Raw genomic sequence first — 16,770 nt, forward strand, 5'->3', positions numbered from 1 at the left:
GAACGTGGAGGTCAGCGTGCCCGGTGCACACATCGCGACGAACGGAACCCCCGGGGGTGACTCGCGTGGCTGAGTCCCCGATCATCCTCGAGATGCGCAGCATCACGAAGGAGTTCCCCGGCGTCAAGGCGCTCGACTCCGTGTCGATGCAGGTGCGGGCCGGAGAGGTCCACGCCATCTGCGGCGAGAACGGCGCCGGCAAGTCGACCCTCATGAAGGTCCTCTCGGGCGTCTACCCGTACGGCACCTACGCCGGCGACATCGTCTACCAGGGCGACGAGATGCGCTTCCGCGACATCAAGTCGAGCGAGTCGGCCGGCATCGTGATCATCCACCAGGAGCTCGCGCTGATCCCCGAGCTCTCGATCACCGAGAACATCTTCCTGGGCAACGAGCCCACCCGCTTCGGCGCCATCGACTGGACGACCGCCAAGCTCCGCGCCATCGACCTGCTCGCCCGCGTCGGTCTGAAGGACGACCCCGACACGGCCATCAAGAACCTCGGCGTGGGCAAGCAGCAGCTGGTGGAGATCGCGAAGGCGCTCAACAAGAACGTCAAGCTGCTCATCCTCGACGAGCCCACGGCCGCGCTCAACGAGGCCGACTCGCAGCACCTGCTCGACCTCATCCGCGGGCTCAAGGGCCGCGGCATCGCGTCGATCATGATCAGCCACAAGCTCAACGAGATCGAGGCCATCGCCGACTCGATCACGATCATCCGCGACGGCAAGACGATCGAGACGCTCGACGTGAAGGCGGACGGCGTCAACGAGGACCGCATCATCCGCGGCATGGTCGGCCGCAACCTCGCGAGCCGATTCCCCGACCGCAGCCCGAAGATCGGCGAGGTCTTCTTCGAGGTCAAGGACTGGTGGGTCCGTCACCCGCAGACCGCCGAGCGCTTCGTCTGCAAGGGCTCGAACATCACGGTGCGCCGCGGTGAGATCGTCGGTCTCGCCGGGCTGATGGGCGCCGGTCGCACCGAGCTCGCGATGAGCGTGTTCGGTCGGTCGTACGGGCAGTTCGTCTCGGGCACGATCGTCAAGGACGGTCACGAGGTCGAGATCAAGAACGTCCGCGACGCCATCGACAACGGACTGGCCTACGTCTCCGAAGACCGGAAGGTGCTCGGGCTCAACCTGCTCGACGACATCAAGCGCTCGACGGTGTCCGCCAAGCTGACGAAGATCTCGCGCGGCACGGTCGTCGACCGCTACCAGGAGCACACGATCGCCGAGGAGTACCGCAAGAGCCTCCGCGTGAAGACGCCCACGGTCGACGAGGGCGTGGCCAAGCTGTCCGGCGGCAACCAGCAGAAGGTCGTCCTGGCGAAGTGGATGTTCACCGACCCCGACCTGCTGATCCTCGACGAGCCGACCCGCGGCATCGACGTGGGCGCCAAGTTCGAGATCTACAACATCATCAACCAGCTCGCGGCCCAGGGTAAGGGCGTCATCGTGATCTCGTCCGAGCTGCCCGAGCTGCTCGGTCTCTCGGATCGCATCTACACGATCTTCGAGGGCACCGTCACCAACGAGATCGACGCGTCCGAGGCCGATGCCGAGACGCTGATGAGAACAATGACGTCGAAGAAGAAGGAGAACGCCGCATGAGTGGCATCAAAGACCTGAAGAAGGTGTTCGGCGGCAACCAGTCGAACGCCCGCCAGTTCGGGATGATCGCGACCCTGGTGGTCGCCATCCTGATCTTCCAGGTGCTCACGGGCGGACTCACCCTCGACCCGCCGAACCTGATCGCTCTGGTCAGCCAGTACTCGTACATCCTGATCCTCGCCATCGGCATGGTGATGGTCATCGTCGCCGGGCACATCGACCTCTCCGTCGGCTCGGTCGCGGCGTTCGTCGGCATCATGGTCGCGACCTCGATGACCACCTGGAACTTCCCCTGGCCCGTCGCCATCGTCTTCGGCCTCGTCGTGGGCGCCGCGATCGGCGCCTGGCAGGGCTTCTGGGTCGCGTACGTCGGAGTGCCCGCGTTCATCGTGACGCTCGCCGGCATGCTGCTGTTCCGCGGTGCCAACCAGTTCGTCGGCAACGCGGTCACCCTGCCCGTCCCCGAGGGCTACACGGTCATCGGCGCCGGCTACCTGCCCGAGTTCGGCCCGAACACCGGGTACAACAACGCGACCCTGCTGCTCGGGCTCGTCCTGGCCGCCGTCGTCGTCTGGCGCGAGTTCCGCCTGCGTCGCAAGCAGCAGGCCATGGGCTCCGACATGGCGCCGATGTGGGTCAGCCTCGTCAAGATCGGCGTGCTCGTCGCCATCATCCTGTACGCCGCCACGCTCTTCGGCGGCGGTCGGGTGGGCACCTCGTTCCCGATCTCGGGCATCATCCTCGGCGTGCTCGTGCTGGTCTACGGCTTCATCACGCAGAACACGATCTTCGGTCGCCACATCTACGCCGTCGGCGGCAACTCGCACGCCGCCGAGCTCTCGGGCGTCAACGCCCGCCGGGTCAACTTCCTGGTCATGATGAACATGTCCGTCCTGGCCGCGGTCGCCGGCATGATCTACGTCGCCCGAGCCGGAGCCTCCGGACCTCAGGACGGCCTCAACTGGGAGCTCGACGCCATCGCGTCGGTCTTCATCGGTGGAGCGGCGGTCGCGGGCGGCATCGGGACCGTCACCGGCTCGATCGTCGGTGGTTTCGTCATCGCCGTGCTGAACAACGGTCTGCAGCTGCTCGGAGTCGGCTCCGACAAGGTCCAGATGATCAAGGGCCTCGTGCTGCTGATCGCGGTGGCCGTCGACGTCTACAACAAGAGCCAGGGCCGACCGTCCATCACGGGCTTCCTGACCCGTGGGCTGAACCGCGACAAGAACGGCGTCGCGGCACCCGCCGCCGCGCAGTCCGCGGCCGGCACCCAGAACGGCGTCGGTCCGTCGACCGACTCCGCGAGCCCCGTCCTCACCCCCAACGGCGACGTGTCCGACGTGCAGCGTCCGAACTCGACGACCCCCAACTAGACCCTCCACCCGGCGCGACCGTCCACGACGGCCGGCCGCGCCTCCCCGGGGTCGTCGCTCGACGACCCGCCTCGCACCACCTCACACACGAGAAAGAGACACAGCATGCGCAAAATCGCGCTGGCGACCATGGCGGTCGCCGCAGCAACGACGCTGATCCTGAGCGGCTGCTCGAACTCCGCCCGCACCGAGGCCGGATCGGGCGACGCGTCCGCCGGCTTCGAGCAGGGCTCGATCGTCGGGGTCGCGCTCCCCGCGAAGACCAGTGAGAACTGGGTCCTCGCCGGCGACCTCTTCAACGAGGACCTCGAGGCCGCGGGCTTCGAGCCCGACGTGCAGTACGCGGCCGCCAGCGGCACCGTCGCGAACCAGCAGGAGCAGATCCAGTCGATGGTCACCAAGGGTGCGAAGGTCATCGTCATCGGCGCCGCCGACGGCGGTCAGCTCGGCACGCAGGTCAAGGCGGCGCACGACGCCGGCGCGATCGTCATCGCCTACGACCGTCTGATCCTCAACACCGAGGACGTCGACTACTACGTCGCCTACGACAACTACAAGGTCGGCGAGCTCCAGGGCCAGGCCCTCCTCGACGGCATGAAGGCCAAGAAGGCCGACGGCCCGTACAACATCGAGCTGTTCTCGGGCTCGTCCGACGACGCCAACTCGGCCGTGTTCTTCGACGGTGCGATGAGCGTCCTGCAGCCGGCCATCGACGACGGCACCGTCGTCGTGGGCTCGGACCAGACCGACATCAAGCAGACGGCGACCGACGGCTGGAAGGCCGAGAACGCCCAGCGCCGCATGGACTCGCTGCTCACCAGCACCTACACCGACACCGAGCTCGACGGCGTGCTGAGCCCCAACGACACGCTCGCCCGCGCCATCATCACCTCGGTGAAGCAGGCCGGCAAGGACGTCCCGGTCGTCACCGGTCAGGACTCCGAGGTCGAGTCGGTCAAGTCGATCATGGCCGACGAGCAGTACTCCACCATCAACAAGGACACCCGCAACCTGGTCAAGCAGGCCGTGGCCATGGTGACCTCGGTCTCCGAGGGCGACACCGCCGAGACGAACGACGACGAGTCGTACGACAACGGCTCGAAGGTCGTCCCCGCGTACCTCCTGCCCCCGCAGATCGTCACGAAGGAGAACGCGGCCGAGGCCTATGCCAACGACCCCACGCTGGGCCCGTTGACCAAGTAGTCGCACCGACAGCACCAGACGAGAGCCGATCGCCCAGCCGGGTGGTCGGCTCTCGCCGTGCGCCCGCTTGCTACGGTGACGGGATGGACGAGGAGGCGCGGGTCGGCACGGTCGCGCCCGTCACGATCGAGCTGCTGCTCGCGTCACCGCGCTCCCGGTACGTCGGGCGCCCCTCCGACGGGCCCGAGCCCGCGACGGACGACGAGACGCCCGATCGCATCGAGCTCCGAGCCGGACTCGGCATCGTCGGCGACCGCTACTTCGCGAGACCGGCCCACCGCGGCGCGTCCGTGACCCTGCTCGCCGCGGAGTCCCTCGAGACCGTCGCGCGCCTCCTCGGCTCCGGGGTGCTGGATCCGGCCGCCGCGAGACGGAACATCGTGCTGCGCGGCGTCGACGTCGACGCCCTGCTTGGCTTCGAGTTCTCGCTCGACTCGGGGGAGGGGCCGGTCGTGCTGCGGGCGAACCGCCCCGCGAACCCCTGCGCCTGGATGGACGTCGTGCTCGCACCCGGCGCGTTCCGTGCGATGCGGGGACGCGGGGGCGTGCGCTGCGAGCCGCTCAGCGACGGCGCGCTGACCCTCGGTCCGGCCGTGCTCTCGGTCGAGGGCGCCGTCTGACGAGGGGTCAGCGCCACCAGGCGGGAATCATCGCGGTGATCGTGTCGAGGAGCGTCCTGCGGCTCGTCCGGCGACCGCCGAGCCAGGCCTCGATGGCGCCCACGAGCGCGTGCGCGAAGAACCCCGACGCGATGTGCGGCGCGATGCCGTCGGGTGCCGTGCCGACCGGCAGGGCCTCGATGTGCGTCAGGGACGTGGCCGCGAAGTGCTCGGCCAGGGTCTGGTGGATCGACGCGTCGAGCCGATCGGGCAGGGCCAGGCGGTAGACGTCGCGGTAGCGCACGACGTGGTCGACGACCCTCTCGACGGCCCACCGGGTGACCGCCTCGGGGTCGGCGTCGGGTTCCGACCGCCGAGCGGCGTCCTCGTCGCGGATGGCGTCGAGCTCGGGGGTCAGCACGGCGGCGAGGAGGCTGCCGGGAGACGTGGCGTGGCTGTAGAAGGTGGCGCGGTTGATGCCGGCGGCCCGGGTGACGTCGGCGACCGTGATGGTCGAGACGGGCCGGCTCGAGGCCAGGTCGATGATCGCGGCGTGCAGCGAGCGGGTCGTCTGGACGATTCGGGCGTCGACCATCGGTGGCCTCCTGGGGGCGATTCGGGGCCCGAACGAGCGGGACTGACCCGAGCCTAGACCGTGCGGACCGCCGTCAGGATCCGTGTCGAGTCCGCGATCCCCTCGGCCGGCGGCCGGTCCGATCCGGCCGGGGGAGCGGTACGCTTGACGATGACGACGCCGGCACGCCGGACCCGATCGTCGCCTCCCCCTCCTCTCCCGACCCTGTCGCGGCGCACTCGACTCGAAACGATTCGATCTGCGGGAACGTCGAGCGGAACCCCGCTCGCCGTCCCGGCCGATCCGCGCCTGGCGATCCCTGACGCTTCGGAGCCCCGTGACCACAGTCGTCCACCCCGGTGACTCGCTCACCCGCCGCCAGCGACTCGTCTACGTCGTCGTGCTGGGGGCCCTGACCGCTCTCGGCCCGTTCACGATCGACCTGTACCTTCCCGCGTTCCCGCAGCTGCGCGAGGAGTTCCGCGTCGACAGCGGGGTCATCCAGCTGACCCTCACGGCCACGACGATCGGCTTCGGCGTCGGCCAGCTGCTGGTCGGGCCGTGGAGCGACAAGGTGGGTCGGCGGCTGCCGCTCATCGTCGCGACCGCCGTGCACATCCTCGCGAGCATCGGGGTGGCGACCGCGCCCTCCATCGAGGTGCTCGGCCTGTTCCGCGTGCTGCAGGGCATGGGGGCCGCCGCGGGCGGCGTCGTCGCCATGGCGACCGTCCGCGACCTCTTCGGCGGGCTGCCCCTCGTGAAGATGCTCTCGCGGCTGGCGCTCGTCAACGGGCTCGCGCCGATCGTCGCGCCCGTGCTCGGATCGCAGCTGCTGCGGTTCACCAGCTGGCGGGGCATCTTCGTCTTCCTCGTCGCGTACGGCGCGTTCGTCATCATCGCGGCGATCTTCCTGATCGTCGAGACCCTGCCCCCGGCCCGACGGCTGGCGGCAGGGCACACGACCCTGGGGCAGCGGTACAAGGCGCTCTTCAGCGACCGCGTCTTCGTGGGGGTGGCCCTGATCGGGGCGATGACCTTCTCGGGGCTGTTCTCGTACCTCTCGGCGTCGTCGTTCCTGTTCCAGACGGTCTACGGCCTCGACGCGCAGCAGTACGGGTACCTGTTCGCCGTCAACTCGCTCGGCATCGTCGCGGGGGTCCAGATCAGCTCGCGTCTGGCCCGTCGGGTCGGCCCGCAGTGGATCCTCGCCTGCTCCACGATCGTGCTGCTCGTGTCGGCGACGACCATCGTCGTGCTCGACTCGGCGGGGGCGGGCCTGGTCGGGATCCTCGTGCCCCTCTGGTTCTTCATCGCCGCATGCGGCTTCTCGTTCCCGCAGGTCCAGGTGCTCGGTCTGGCCAATCATGGCAAGGAGGCCGGCACGGCGGCGTCACTCCTCGGGGCGCTGAACTTCGGACTCGCCGGACTCATCTCGCCGATCGTCGGGTTCCTCGGGATCGGGTCGGCGGTGCCCATGGGCAGCGTCATGATCGCCACGTCGTGCGTCACCATCGCGAGTCTCTGGCTGCTCGTCCGACCGAGGACGGTGCCGGCGCTCGGTCACTGACCGTCGCGGTGCGGGTACCTTCTGGGGATGCGCACCGACCCCCTCGCTCCGAAGCCCGCCTCGCCGTCCGAAGAGCGGGTCGCGCGACGCGTGCAACGCCGGTGGTGGGTGTTCAGCGCGCTCGGGGCCATCGGCGTCGTGCTGCTGCTCGGCATCGTCATCACGGCCCGGTCGGGGGCCATCACGGTCGACGAGGAGTTCATGGGGGAGCTCGTCGAGCACCGGAACCCCTTCTGGGACGTCCCGTCGTTGATCTTCAACTCGATCGGGGGTGGCGTGATCGGCGTGTTCGTCGTCCCGCTCGGGGTGGCGGCCGTGCTGCTGCTCCGGCGGCGGTCGTGGGCCGCCCTGTACTGGATCGCCGCCTGCGCGCTGAGCGCCGGGGTGGTCCAGGTCATCAAGCACGCATTCGGTCGCGCCCGGCCGGCCGACATCATGGTCGTCAGCGACTACGGCTCGTTCCCGTCGGGTCACACGGCGAACGCCGCTACCCTCGCCGTCGTGCTCGGCGTCATCCTCCGCCGGGTGTGGGTCTGGGTGGTCGGCGTGCTCTACACGGTGGCGATGCTCCTCAGCCGCACCTACCTCGGGGCCCACTGGCTCACCGACACGATCGGGGGGCTGCTGATCGGCGCCGGCGTGGCGGTCGTCCTCTGGGCTCCGGTCGCCCACCGGCTGCTGGCCGAGCAGGAGCGCGTCCGCTCACGCGGCTGGGTGTGGCAGCACCGGACGGCCGAGCCGGTCGGCGGGCCCTCGGGCTCCGCGGGTGCCTAGGCTGACCCCATGACCGACGCGCTCGAACAGGCCCGGGCGGAGGCCGCCGCGGCGGTCGCCGCCGCCGAGAAGGCGAAGCACGACGCGGAGGCGGCGCTCGCCCGGGCCGAGCGGCTCGCAGCGGATGCGGCAGGGGCCCCGTCGACCGGCACGGCCTCGACCGGCACGGCCTCGACCGTCACGGCCTCGAGCGGTACGGCCTCGAGCGGTACGGCCTCGACAGGCACGGCGTCGTCGGGTCCGCTCTCGGCGGTCGCCGTCGACGCCGTCCGCACCGGATACGCGTTCGACGGTCCCGCCCTCGAGCTCGGCGCGCTCGTCAACGGCGACCCGCTCGCCGACGTCCCGGTGCGCATCCCCCTCGGCATGCTCGCGCGTCACGGGCTCGTGGCCGGTGCCACCGGCACGGGCAAGACCAAGACGCTGCAGGTGATGGCCGAGCAGCTGTCGGCCTCGGGCGTCCCCGTGTTCGCGGCCGACGTCAAGGGCGACCTCTCGGGCATCGCCACCCCGGGCGAGTCCGGCGCCAAGCTGCTCGAGCGGACGAGGGGCATCGGGCAGGACTGGTCGCCCGAGGGCGCACCCACCGAGTACTTCGCGCTCGGCGGCATCGGCACGGGCGTGCCCGTCCGGGCGACGGTCAGCGGGTTCGGCTCGCTGCTGCTCGCGAAGGTGCTGGGCCTCAACGACACGCAGGAGTCCAGTCTCGGGCTCGTGTTCCACTACGCCGAGCAGGCGGGTCTGCCCCTGCTCGACCTGGCCGACCTCCGCGCCGTGCTGGTGCACCTCACGAGCGACGAGGGCGAGGGCGAGCTGGACGGGCTCGGCGGACTCAGCAGGTCCACCGTCGGGGTCATCCTGCGCGAGCTCATCACGTTCGCCGATCAGGGGGCCGACGCGTTCTTCGGCGAACCCGAGATCGACACCGCCGAGTTCCTCCGCACGACCGCCGACGGCCGAGGCGTCGTCAGTCTGCTCGAGCTGCCCGGCGTGCACGACCGCCCGGCGCTCTTCTCGACCTTCCTGATGTGGCTGCTCGCCGACCTCTACAACGACCTGCCCGAGGTCGGCGACCTCGACCGGCCGAAGCTCGTCTTCTTCTTCGACGAGGCGCATCTGCTCTTCGCCGACGCCTCGAAGGAGTTCACGGCGCAGATCACCCGGACCGTGCGGCTGATCCGCTCCAAGGGCGTGGGCATCGTGTTCGTCACCCAGACGCCGAAGGACGTCCCCGCCGACGTCCTCGCGCAGCTGGGCTCGAGGGTCCAGCACCAGCTGCGGGCGTTCACGCCCGACGACGCCAAGGCGCTGCGGGCGACCGTCTCGACGTATCCGACGAGCGAGTACGAGCTCGACGAGGTGCTCACGAGCCTGGCCATCGGGGAGGCGGTGGTCACCGTCATGAACGAGAAGGGGGCGCCCAGCCCGGTCGCCTGGACCCGCGTCCGCGCGCCGCGCGGATCGATGTCGCCGACCCCGCCCGACGTGATGGCCGCCGCGGTCGCGGCCTCGCCCCTGCAGTCCGTCTACGGGGCCGCCCTCGACCGCGACTCGGCCCGCGAGATGCTGGCTCGCCGGCTCGAGGCGGCCGCCCTGGTCGCGCGCGAGCGGAGCGACGCGGCGGCCCGTCAGGCCGCCATCGACGCGGGCCTCAAGGAGGCCGCCGCCCGAGAGCGATCCGACGCGAAGGCCGCCGCCGTCGCCGAACGGGAGCGGAAGGCGGCCCAGGCCGAGTACGAGCGTCAGCAGAAGGAGTTCGAGCGGGCCGAGCGGACCGCCGCGACACGACGGGCGGGGCGCTCGTCGACGACCAGCGCCTCCTCGGGTCCGCGAACCTCGCCGGGCTCCGGCGGAGGAGTCCTCGGCGACGTCCTCGGATCGAGCATGGGACGGGCCGTCGTGCGCGAGGTCGTCAAGGGGATCTTCGGCACCCTGCGACGCCGCTGAGCCGCAGGGTCAGGCGAGCCTGCCGTAGACCAGCACGAGGGCACCCGTCGCGAGGGCGAACAGTGCGGCGACGATCGGCATGGACACGCCGGGTCGGCCCTCGTACCAGTACCGGGCATGCGGATAGGCGCGATAGAAATCGCGGAGGGACACGGGCTTCGTGACGACGGTCGAGGCTGCGCCGAGGGCGTCGTGCACGGTCATGATCGCTTCGTCGGGCCAGTAGTGGCCCCGCATGCGGAACAGGCGCACGCCGACGGCGTCGAAGGCGACGAGCTGCAGCACGACGTCGGTCGAGTGCGGCACGTACGAGCTGACGACGACGACCTCGGCGATGCGGTCGCGGCGCACCCGCACGAAGCCCGGCAGCCAGCCGCGCTTGACGAAGTGCTGGGCGTCGAGGGCGGCGAACGAGTCGAGGTACCGGCGGTGGGCCACGAGGCCGATCACGCCGGCGACGGCACCGAGCGCCACGACCACGGGCCACAGACCCGACGACCAGGTGAGCCACAGCAGCGCGACCCCCACCGGCACGAGGGCGGCGAGGCTCGTGAGGACAGCGTTCGTCGCCAGCGTGCGACGTGGCTCGACGACGACGTCGTACGCGTCTCTCTCGCCTCTCGGCATCGGATCACCCCTCGATCGACGACACCGTCGTAGCCGCCTCGTCGGCGTCGCGAAGACGGCACACCGCCCCCCGGTGGACGTCGTCAGACCCTCGATCTTAGAGGAGGGGGAAGGCCTGGACCGACCGATCCGTGCGGATCCCGAGGGTCCGGTCAGCGATCGCGCAGCTTCTCGAGCTCACGCCGCTCGCGCTTCGTCGGGCGGCCGGCGCCGCGGTCCCGCACGGCGACGGTCGCGACCTCCTCACGAGGCGGGGGCGGGGGAGTGAGATCCTCCAGCGCCGATGCCGCGACGGGCGCGCCGACGCGTTTGACGAGGCACAGCCGCACCACGAGGATGCGCTCGACGCCGCCGAGGCGCACCCGCACCTCGTCGCCCGGTCGCACGGCCTGCGCCGCCTTGACGCGCTCGCCGCCCACCTTCACGTGACCGGCTCGGCATGCCGCTGTGGCGGCGGATCGCGTCTTGACGATGCGCACCGCCCACAACCACGCGTCGACGCGGCACGAGGCGAGGGGGTCCATGGGTCGATGCTACGACGAGACGCTCCGGGCTCCGTCACGAGCCGGGGCGGGCATCCGCTAGAGTGGTCGAGGTCGCGCGCCGGTCTCCGGTGCGCCTCCTGGAGGATTCGCCTAGTGGCCTATGGCGCACGCTTGGAAAGCGTGTTGGGTGCAAGCCCTCAGGGGTTCGAATCCCCTATCCTCCGCCGCAGCACCCGAGAAGCCCCCGCGTCGTCACGACGTCGGGGGCTTTCGCGTGCTCGGACCGGAGGCGCGCCCGACGGCACGAGGCGCGCTAGCGTGATCCCCATCAGTCACCGAACCGGGGGGAACCGACATGACCGATCCGCACCAGCCCGCACAGCAGCAGCCCGGGCAGCAGCAGCCTCACGAGCCGCAGCCCCACGACCAGGCTCCGCAGCCCTACCAGGCGCAGCCGTATCAGCCGCAGCCGGGGGAGTCCGCGACGAGCGGGACCCCGCCGCTCTGGGCACCCTGGTACGGGGCGCCCCTGACCGCGGCGGTGTCGCGCTTCTTCCGCAAGTTCTTCGACTACTCGGGTCGCGCCAGCCGCAGCGAGTACTGGTGGTTCGCCCTCGCGCAGGGCGTCGTCACGTTCGTCCTGATCATGGCGACGGGGCTCGTGGCGTCCATCGGCAGCACGGTCGACGCCAGCGGTCAGCCGGTCTCGGACCCGCCCCTCGCGATCTTCGTCCCGCTCGTCATCCTCAACTTCGCTCTGTGGCTGACGGTGCTCGTCGGGTCCCTCTCGCTGACGGCCCGACGTCTCCACGACGTCGACCTGAGCGGGTTCTTCCAGTTCCTCTACCTGGTGCCTTTCGGATCGCTCGCCGTGTTCGTCATGACCCTGCTGCCGTCCAAGCCCGGGGGCGCACGTTTCGACAGGCCCCGCGACTGAGGACCGGTCAGCCGAGCGGGCGGGTCATGTAGCGCAGGTCGAGCCACCGGCCGAACTTCGTGCCGACCTCGCGCAGAACGCCCGCGTCGTCGAATCCGAGCGAGCGGTGCAGTCGGGCCGAGGCCTCGTTGCCGGCCTCGATCAGCGCCACCATGACGTGCAGGTCGTCGTGGGAGGCGCGTTCGATCAGCTCGGTCAGCAGGGCTCGGCCGATGCCGGCGCCCTGGTGGCCCGGTCGCACGTAGACGCTGTTCTCGCAGGTGTGCCGGTAGCCGTCCTTCGCGTGGAACGGGCCGTAGCTGCCGTAGCCGACCACGAGATCGCCCTCGACGGCGACGATCGCGGTGCACCGCGCCTCCTGATGGCTCGTCAGCCAGGTCCGTCGACCGTCGAGGGTCGGCGGCTCGTCGGTCCAGATGGCGGTCGATCGGGCCACGGCGTCGGCGTGGATCTCGAGCACGCCCGGGAGGTCGGATTCGGTCGCGGTGCGGATCTCCATGCCGACAGCCTAGGAGGCGCGGGGCGGGTCTCGGAGGCCGGGTTCACCGCCGCCTCGGAGCCGGCCGCCCTAGGGTGGTCGTCGTGTCGACTCGCATCTACATCACGTCCGCAGAAGGCCACACCGGCAAGTCCACGATCGCATTGGGCGTGCTCGACACGCTCAGTCACGAGCTCGGCCGGGTGGGGGTGTTCCGGCCCGTCGCCCGGTCCACCGCCGAGCGCGACTACGTGCTCGAACTGCTGCTCGCGCACGACGGCGTCGACCTCGACTACGACGAGTGCGTGGGTGTCACGTACGACGACGTGCACGCCGACCCGGACGCCGCGCTGGCCACGATCGTCAGCCGGTTCGCGGCCGTCGAGCGGCAGTGCGACGCGGTCGTCGTCATCGGCTCCGACTACACCGACGTCGGCAGCCCCACCGAGCTGTCGTTCAACGCGCGGGTGGCCGCCAACCTCGGCGCCCCCGTGCTGCTCGTGCTGGGCGGGCGCAGCGCCGACGGCGGCGCGGCGCGCACCGGGGCCGAGATGCGTCAGGTCGCCGAGGTCACCACGGCCGAGCTCCGCAGCGAGCACGCAGGCCTCCTGGGCGTCATCGCGAACCGCGTCGATCCCGATCGCCTCGACGAGGTCGTCGCCGGGGTGGGCGAGGCGCTCGCGGGGTCGCCCGCGGCCGACGTGCCCGTCTGGGCTCTGCCGGAGGACCGCCTCCTGGTCGCCCCGACCGTCCGGGCCGTGCTGTCCGCGACCGGTGCGACGATGATCCGAGGCGACGAGGCCCTCCTCGACCGCGAGGCCGTCGGCGTCGTCGTCGCCGCGATGTCGATGGAGAACGTGCTGCCCCGCCTGACCGAGGGGGCGATCGTCGTGGTCCCGGGCGACCGCTCCGACGTGCTCGTGGCCACCGTGCTCGCCCACGCGTCCGAGACGTTCCCCTCGCTCGCGGGGATCGTGCTGAACGGCGGGTTCGAGATGGCGCCGCAGGTCGACCGGCTGATCGCGGGCCTCGACAGCCCGTTGCCGATCGCCCACAACGACATGGGCACGTACGACACCGCGCTCGCCATCACGCAGACCCGGGGCCGCCTGGCCGCCGACTCCTCCGGCAAGTACGACCTGGCGCTCGCCCTCTTCGAGAAGCACGTCGACGGTGCGAAGCTCATGCGCCTCCTGCAGGTCAGCCCCTCCGGCGTCGTGACGCCCCTCATGTTCGAGTACCAGCTGCTCGAGCGCGCCCGGGGTGCTCGCAAGCACATCGTCATGCCCGAGGGCGACGACGACCGCATCCTGCGGGCCGCCTCGACCCTGCTCCAGCGCGGCGTGGCCCGCATCACCCTGCTCGGCGACGAGACCGCCATCCGCGCGCGGGGCGCCGAGCTCGGCCTCGACCTCGCCGACGCCCGGGTGCTCGATCCGTTCGATCCGAGTCTGCAGGTGCGCTTCGCCGCCGAGTACGCGAAGCTCCGCGCGCACAAGGGCATCTCGGCGTCGATGGCCATGGACACCGTGACCGACGTGTCGTACTTCGGCACCATGATGGTCAAGCTCGGTCTCGCCGACGGGATGGTCTCCGGCGCCAAGCACACCACGGCCCACACGATCCGACCGGCGTTCGAGGTCATCAAGACCCTCCCCGACGTCGGAGTCGTGTCGAGCGTGTTCCTCATGGCGCTGGCCGACCGCGTCCTCGTCTACGGCGACTGCGCCGTCATCCCCGACCCGACGGCCGAGCAGCTCGCCGACATCGCCATCTCGTCGGCGCAGACCGCCGAGCAGTTCGGCATCGAGCCCCGGGTCGCGATGCTCAGCTACAGCACCGGCGACAGCGGCTCGGGCGCCGACGTCGAGAAGGTCCGCGCCGCGACCGCTCTCGTCCGCGAGCGCCGACCCGACCTGCTGGTCGAGGGGCCGATCCAGTACGACGCCGCCGCCGACCCGACGGTGGCCGCCGCGAAGATGCCCGACTCCGAGGTGGCCGGGCGGGCGACCGTGTTCATCTTCCCCGACCTCAACACCGGCAACAACACCTACAAGGCGGTCCAACGCAGCGCCGGCGCCGTCGCCATCGGGCCGATCCTGCAGGGGCTCCGCAAGCCCATCAACGACCTCTCGCGCGGTGCGCTGGTCGGCGACATCGTCAACACCGTGGCCATCACGGCGATCCAGGCGGGGACGCAGAGCGCGTCGGCCGTCGCCCCCACCCCCGAAGGGAACCCCTCGTGAGCGCAGTCCTCGTCGTCAACTCCGGTTCGTCGTCGTTCAAGTACCAGCTGATCGAGCTCGACGGCGAGCGGACGCTCGCGAGCGGTCTCGTCGAGCGCATCGGCGACAGCGTCGGGTCCACGCGGCACCGCAACGAGGTGACGGGCGACGAGACCCGCAACGACTCGCAGCCGATCGCCGACCACGCCGCCGGCTTCGCCGCGATGCTCGACGCGTTCGAGTCGCACGGGCCGTCGTTCGCCGAGTACCCGCCGGTCGCGGTCGGGCACCGGGTCGTCCACGGCGGCGAGGAGTTCGATCGGGCGACCGTCGTGACGGCCGACGTCGAGAAGGCGATCGATCGCCTCTCGACCCTCGCGCCCCTCCACAATCCGGCCAACCTGCAGGGCATCCAGGCGGCGAAGAAGGCGTTCCCCGATGTGCCGCACGTGGCCGTCTTCGACACGGCGTTCCACCAGACGCTGGCTCCGGCCGCGTACACGTACGCCATCGACGCCGACCTCGCCAAGCGCCATCACGTGCGCCGGTTCGGGTTCCACGGCACGTCGCACAAGTACGTCAGCGAGAAGACCGCCGAGTTCCTCGGTCGCCCGCTCGCCGAGCTCAAGACCATCGTCCTCCATCTCGGCAACGGCGCATCCGCCGCCGCCATCGACGGAGGGCGCTCGATCGACACGAGCATGGGGATGACGCCGCTCGAGGGCCTCGTCATGGGCACGCGCTCGGGCGACATCGACCCGGCGGCCGTGTTCCATCTGCATCGCGAGGCCGGGCTCGACGTGGCCGAGCTCGACACCCTGCTGAACAAGCGCTCGGGTCTGCTCGGTCTCACGGGCAGCGGGGACATGCGCGACGTGCAGGACAGCGCCTCCCGAGGCGACGCCGTGGCCGAAGCCGCGCTCGCCGTCTACCGGCACCGGCTGCGCCACTACATCGGCGCCTACGTCGCTCAGCTGGGCGGGCTCGACGCGGTCGTCTTCACGGCCGGCGTCGGCGAGAACAACGCGCTGCTGCGGCGCCGCACCCTCGCGGGGCTCGAGTTCTTCGGCATCCGGGTCGACGACGACCGCAACGAGCTGTCATCGCGCGAGGCGCGTCTCATCTCGCCCGACGACTCGCGCGTGAAGGTCCTCGTGGTGCCCACGAACGAGGAGCTCGAGATCGCCCGGCAGTCGGCCGCGCTCGTCTAGCGGGGTCACCGGGGTCGGCCATCCCGATACGGCGAGGGCCCCGGGGCGCAGCACGCGCCTCCGGGGCCCTCCGTCGTCTCCCGGGGTCGACCGGGGAGGCGCGGGTCAGTACTTGATGGTCGCCAGCGCGTCCGAGACGGTCGAGTCACCCGAGACGACCTCGAACTGGGTCCGCACGGCCGTGCCCTCGATCAGCGCCGTGGCGATGATCTCGGCGACGTCCGCTCGGGGGATCGTTCCCCGCTCGACGGTCGAGGCGGCGGTCACGAGACCGGTGCCGGCGTCGTCCGTGAGGCCACCGGGGCGGACGATCGTCCAGTCGAGGTCGCGACCCCGCAGATCGGAGTCGGCCTCGCTCTTCGCGCGCATGTACACCTGGTACACGTCGTCGTCGTTCTCGGCGGGGAGCTCGGCTCGGGCCGGGTCGAAGTCGTCGGTGCCGATGGCGGACACCATCACGTAGCGCCCGACTCCGGCCTTCTCGGCGGCGTCGGCCAGCAGGATCGCACCGTCTCGATCGATGGTCAGCTTGCGCTCGGCGCCGCTGCCACCGCCGCCGCCTGCGGCGAACACGACGGCGTCGGCCCCGTCGAGGTGGCCGGCGAGGGTGTCGACGTCGGTCTTCTCGAGGTCGAGCACGAGGGCGCGAGCGCCCGAGGCCTCGAGGTCTGCGGTGTGGTCTGCGTTTCGGACGATGCCGACGGGATCGTGCCCGGCGTCGGCGAGTCGGCGTTCGAGGAGCAGGGCGATCTTGCCGTGTCCTCCGGCGATGACGATTCTCATGCCTCCAGGGAACACCTCGGGTCGCGGTCGGCACTCAGTTGCCGCTAAACTCGACGAGGCCCCTCACGTGGCGCCATCCAGGCCAACTCCCCCAGGGCAGAAATGCAGCAAGGGTAACCGGGCTCTGGCGGGTGCGTGAGGGGTCTTTTCCGTTGTGGGGGCTTCGGGGCCGTCGGTCGCCGCGTGCCGGTCGGCGCGACGGACCGATCGACGCCCGCCCCTGTTCGTGGGGTGCGGATCTCGTCCGCGACACCATAAGATGACACAACGTCGACGCCAACCACGTCGACCACGTGCCCCTCACCACGGCGCGGTTCCGGCCCCTCACCAGAGCCGGTTGTCCTGCCCCTCACCACGGCGGGACGAGATCGATC

At 70.6% G+C, this 16,770-nt stretch carries 15 protein-coding genes, 1 tRNA gene and 1 other RNA gene; 12 read left to right on the forward strand and 5 right to left on the reverse strand.

Annotated elements, in window-relative coordinates; genetic code table 11:
- Nucleotides 1–92: 92 nt before the first annotated feature.
- The 4 genes from mmsA to ASF17_RS04635 all read left to right on the forward strand — a co-directional run bounded on the left by mmsA (nucleotide 93) and on the right by ASF17_RS04635 (nucleotide 4,809).
- Nucleotides 93–1,613, forward strand: a complete 1,521-nt coding sequence (gene mmsA / locus ASF17_RS04620; protein ID WP_055798200.1) for a multiple monosaccharide ABC transporter ATP-binding protein — start codon at nucleotides 93–95, stop codon at nucleotides 1,611–1,613.
- 5 nt (nucleotides 1,614–1,618) lie between these two features.
- Entirely contained in the window at nucleotides 1,619–2,986 is a 1,368-nt protein-coding gene (gene mmsB / locus ASF17_RS04625) for a multiple monosaccharide ABC transporter permease (RefSeq protein WP_156357360.1), read from the forward strand.
- A gap of 105 nt (nucleotides 2,987–3,091) precedes the next feature.
- Entirely contained in the window at nucleotides 3,092–4,189 is a 1,098-nt protein-coding gene (locus ASF17_RS04630) for a substrate-binding domain-containing protein (protein WP_055795855.1), read from the forward strand.
- An 83-nt stretch (nucleotides 4,190–4,272) separates the two neighbouring features.
- Nucleotides 4,273–4,809 carry an MOSC domain-containing protein gene (locus ASF17_RS04635; RefSeq protein ID WP_055795858.1) on the forward strand — a complete coding sequence of 179 codons (537 nt, stop codon included), beginning with the start codon at nucleotides 4,273–4,275 and terminating at the stop codon, nucleotides 4,807–4,809.
- A 7-nt stretch (nucleotides 4,810–4,816) separates the two neighbouring features.
- Here ASF17_RS04635 and ASF17_RS04640 read toward each other — a convergent pair whose 3' ends face one another.
- Nucleotides 4,817–5,383, reverse strand: a complete 567-nt coding sequence (locus ASF17_RS04640) for a TetR/AcrR family transcriptional regulator (protein WP_055795861.1) — start codon at nucleotides 5,381–5,383, stop codon at nucleotides 4,817–4,819.
- Nucleotides 5,384–5,699: 316 nt separating this feature from the next.
- On the opposite strand from ASF17_RS04640, the gene ASF17_RS04645 reads away from it, so the two are divergent.
- Genes ASF17_RS04645 through ASF17_RS04655 form a run of 3 tightly spaced genes read left to right on the forward strand, consistent with a single transcriptional unit; the run spans nucleotide 5,700 to nucleotide 9,650 of the window.
- Nucleotides 5,700–6,929: a multidrug effflux MFS transporter gene (locus tag ASF17_RS04645; RefSeq protein WP_055795865.1), complete on the forward strand. Its 1,230-nt coding sequence runs from the start codon at nucleotides 5,700–5,702 to the stop codon at nucleotides 6,927–6,929.
- Nucleotides 6,930–6,956: 27 nt separating this feature from the next.
- The gene (locus tag ASF17_RS04650; RefSeq protein WP_082475070.1) at nucleotides 6,957–7,703 is read left to right on the forward strand and encodes a phosphatase PAP2 family protein; all 747 of its coding nucleotides are present in this window, start codon (nucleotides 6,957–6,959) and stop codon (nucleotides 7,701–7,703) included.
- A 9-nt stretch (nucleotides 7,704–7,712) separates the two neighbouring features.
- The gene (locus tag ASF17_RS04655) at nucleotides 7,713–9,650 is read left to right on the forward strand and encodes a helicase HerA-like domain-containing protein (RefSeq protein WP_055795870.1); all 1,938 of its coding nucleotides are present in this window, start codon (nucleotides 7,713–7,715) and stop codon (nucleotides 9,648–9,650) included.
- 9 nt (nucleotides 9,651–9,659) lie between these two features.
- On the opposite strand, the gene ASF17_RS04660 is transcribed toward ASF17_RS04655, so the two are convergent.
- Nucleotides 9,660–10,277, reverse strand: a complete 618-nt coding sequence (locus ASF17_RS04660; protein ID WP_055795873.1) for a hypothetical protein — start codon at nucleotides 10,275–10,277, stop codon at nucleotides 9,660–9,662.
- Nucleotides 10,278–10,429: 152 nt separating this feature from the next.
- A complete protein-coding gene (locus ASF17_RS04665; protein WP_055795877.1) occupies nucleotides 10,430–10,801 on the reverse strand; it encodes an RNA-binding S4 domain-containing protein in 372 nt (123 codons plus the stop codon).
- 100 nt (nucleotides 10,802–10,901) lie between these two features.
- On the opposite strand from ASF17_RS04665, the gene ASF17_RS04670 reads away from it, so the two are divergent.
- Both ASF17_RS04670 and ASF17_RS04675 read left to right on the forward strand, forming a co-directional pair.
- Nucleotides 10,902–10,986, forward strand: a tRNA-Ser gene (locus ASF17_RS04670).
- Between the two features lie 131 nt (nucleotides 10,987–11,117).
- Entirely contained in the window at nucleotides 11,118–11,699 is a 582-nt protein-coding gene (locus tag ASF17_RS04675; RefSeq protein WP_082475071.1) for a DUF805 domain-containing protein, read from the forward strand.
- A 7-nt stretch (nucleotides 11,700–11,706) separates the two neighbouring features.
- On the opposite strand, the gene ASF17_RS04680 is transcribed toward ASF17_RS04675, so the two are convergent.
- Nucleotides 11,707–12,198 carry a GNAT family N-acetyltransferase gene (locus ASF17_RS04680; RefSeq protein ID WP_055795881.1) on the reverse strand — a complete coding sequence of 164 codons (492 nt, stop codon included), beginning with the start codon at nucleotides 12,196–12,198 and terminating at the stop codon, nucleotides 11,707–11,709.
- A gap of 83 nt (nucleotides 12,199–12,281) precedes the next feature.
- On the opposite strand from ASF17_RS04680, the gene pta reads away from it, so the two are divergent.
- Nucleotides 12,282–14,423, forward strand: a complete 2,142-nt coding sequence (gene pta / locus ASF17_RS04685) for a phosphate acetyltransferase (RefSeq protein ID WP_055798203.1) — start codon at nucleotides 12,282–12,284, stop codon at nucleotides 14,421–14,423.
- Nucleotides 14,420–15,613, forward strand: a complete 1,194-nt coding sequence (locus tag ASF17_RS04690; RefSeq protein ID WP_055795884.1) for an acetate/propionate family kinase — start codon at nucleotides 14,420–14,422, stop codon at nucleotides 15,611–15,613. The genes pta and ASF17_RS04690 overlap by 4 nt, the downstream gene beginning before the upstream one ends.
- A 105-nt stretch (nucleotides 15,614–15,718) precedes the next feature.
- On the opposite strand, the gene ASF17_RS04695 is transcribed toward ASF17_RS04690, so the two are convergent.
- Complete coding sequence (locus tag ASF17_RS04695; protein ID WP_055795886.1) at nucleotides 15,719–16,396, reverse strand: SDR family oxidoreductase; 678 nt, start codon at nucleotides 16,394–16,396, stop codon at nucleotides 15,719–15,721.
- A gap of 54 nt (nucleotides 16,397–16,450) precedes the next feature.
- On the opposite strand from ASF17_RS04695, the gene ffs reads away from it, so the two are divergent.
- An RNA gene (ffs, locus tag ASF17_RS15220) (signal recognition particle sRNA small type) lies at nucleotides 16,451–16,547 on the forward strand.
- Nucleotides 16,548–16,770: the final 223 nt, after the last annotated feature.

The sequence above is a fragment of the Frigoribacterium sp. Leaf263 genome (assembly GCF_001422285.1).
Lineage (GTDB): Bacteria > Actinomycetota > Actinomycetes > Actinomycetales > Microbacteriaceae > Frigoribacterium.

Bases quoted from the DNA above. Each gene is read 5' to 3' on its own strand.
- mmsA (WP_055798200.1), top strand. From the start codon at position 93: ATGCGCAGCATCACGAAGGAGTTCCCCGGCGTCAAGGCGCTCGACTCC.
- ASF17_RS04695 (WP_055795886.1), bottom strand. From the start codon at position 16,396: ATGAGAATCGTCATCGCCGGAGGACACGGCAAGATCGCCCTGCTCCTC.
- ASF17_RS04660 (WP_055795873.1), bottom strand. From the start codon at position 10,277: ATGCCGAGAGGCGAGAGAGACGCGTACGACGTCGTCGTCGAGCCACGT.
- ASF17_RS04665 (WP_055795877.1), bottom strand. From the start codon at position 10,801: ATGGACCCCCTCGCCTCGTGCCGCGTCGACGCGTGGTTGTGGGCGGTG.
- ASF17_RS04655 (WP_055795870.1), top strand. From the start codon at position 7,713: ATGACCGACGCGCTCGAACAGGCCCGGGCGGAGGCCGCCGCGGCGGTC.
- ASF17_RS04675 (WP_082475071.1), top strand. From the start codon at position 11,118: ATGACCGATCCGCACCAGCCCGCACAGCAGCAGCCCGGGCAGCAGCAG.
- ASF17_RS04680 (WP_055795881.1), bottom strand. From the start codon at position 12,198: ATGGAGATCCGCACCGCGACCGAATCCGACCTCCCGGGCGTGCTCGAG.
- ASF17_RS04635 (WP_055795858.1), top strand. From the start codon at position 4,273: ATGGACGAGGAGGCGCGGGTCGGCACGGTCGCGCCCGTCACGATCGAG.
- ASF17_RS04630 (WP_055795855.1), top strand. From the start codon at position 3,092: ATGCGCAAAATCGCGCTGGCGACCATGGCGGTCGCCGCAGCAACGACG.
- ASF17_RS04640 (WP_055795861.1), bottom strand. From the start codon at position 5,383: ATGGTCGACGCCCGAATCGTCCAGACGACCCGCTCGCTGCACGCCGCG.
- ASF17_RS04650 (WP_082475070.1), top strand. From the start codon at position 6,957: ATGCGCACCGACCCCCTCGCTCCGAAGCCCGCCTCGCCGTCCGAAGAG.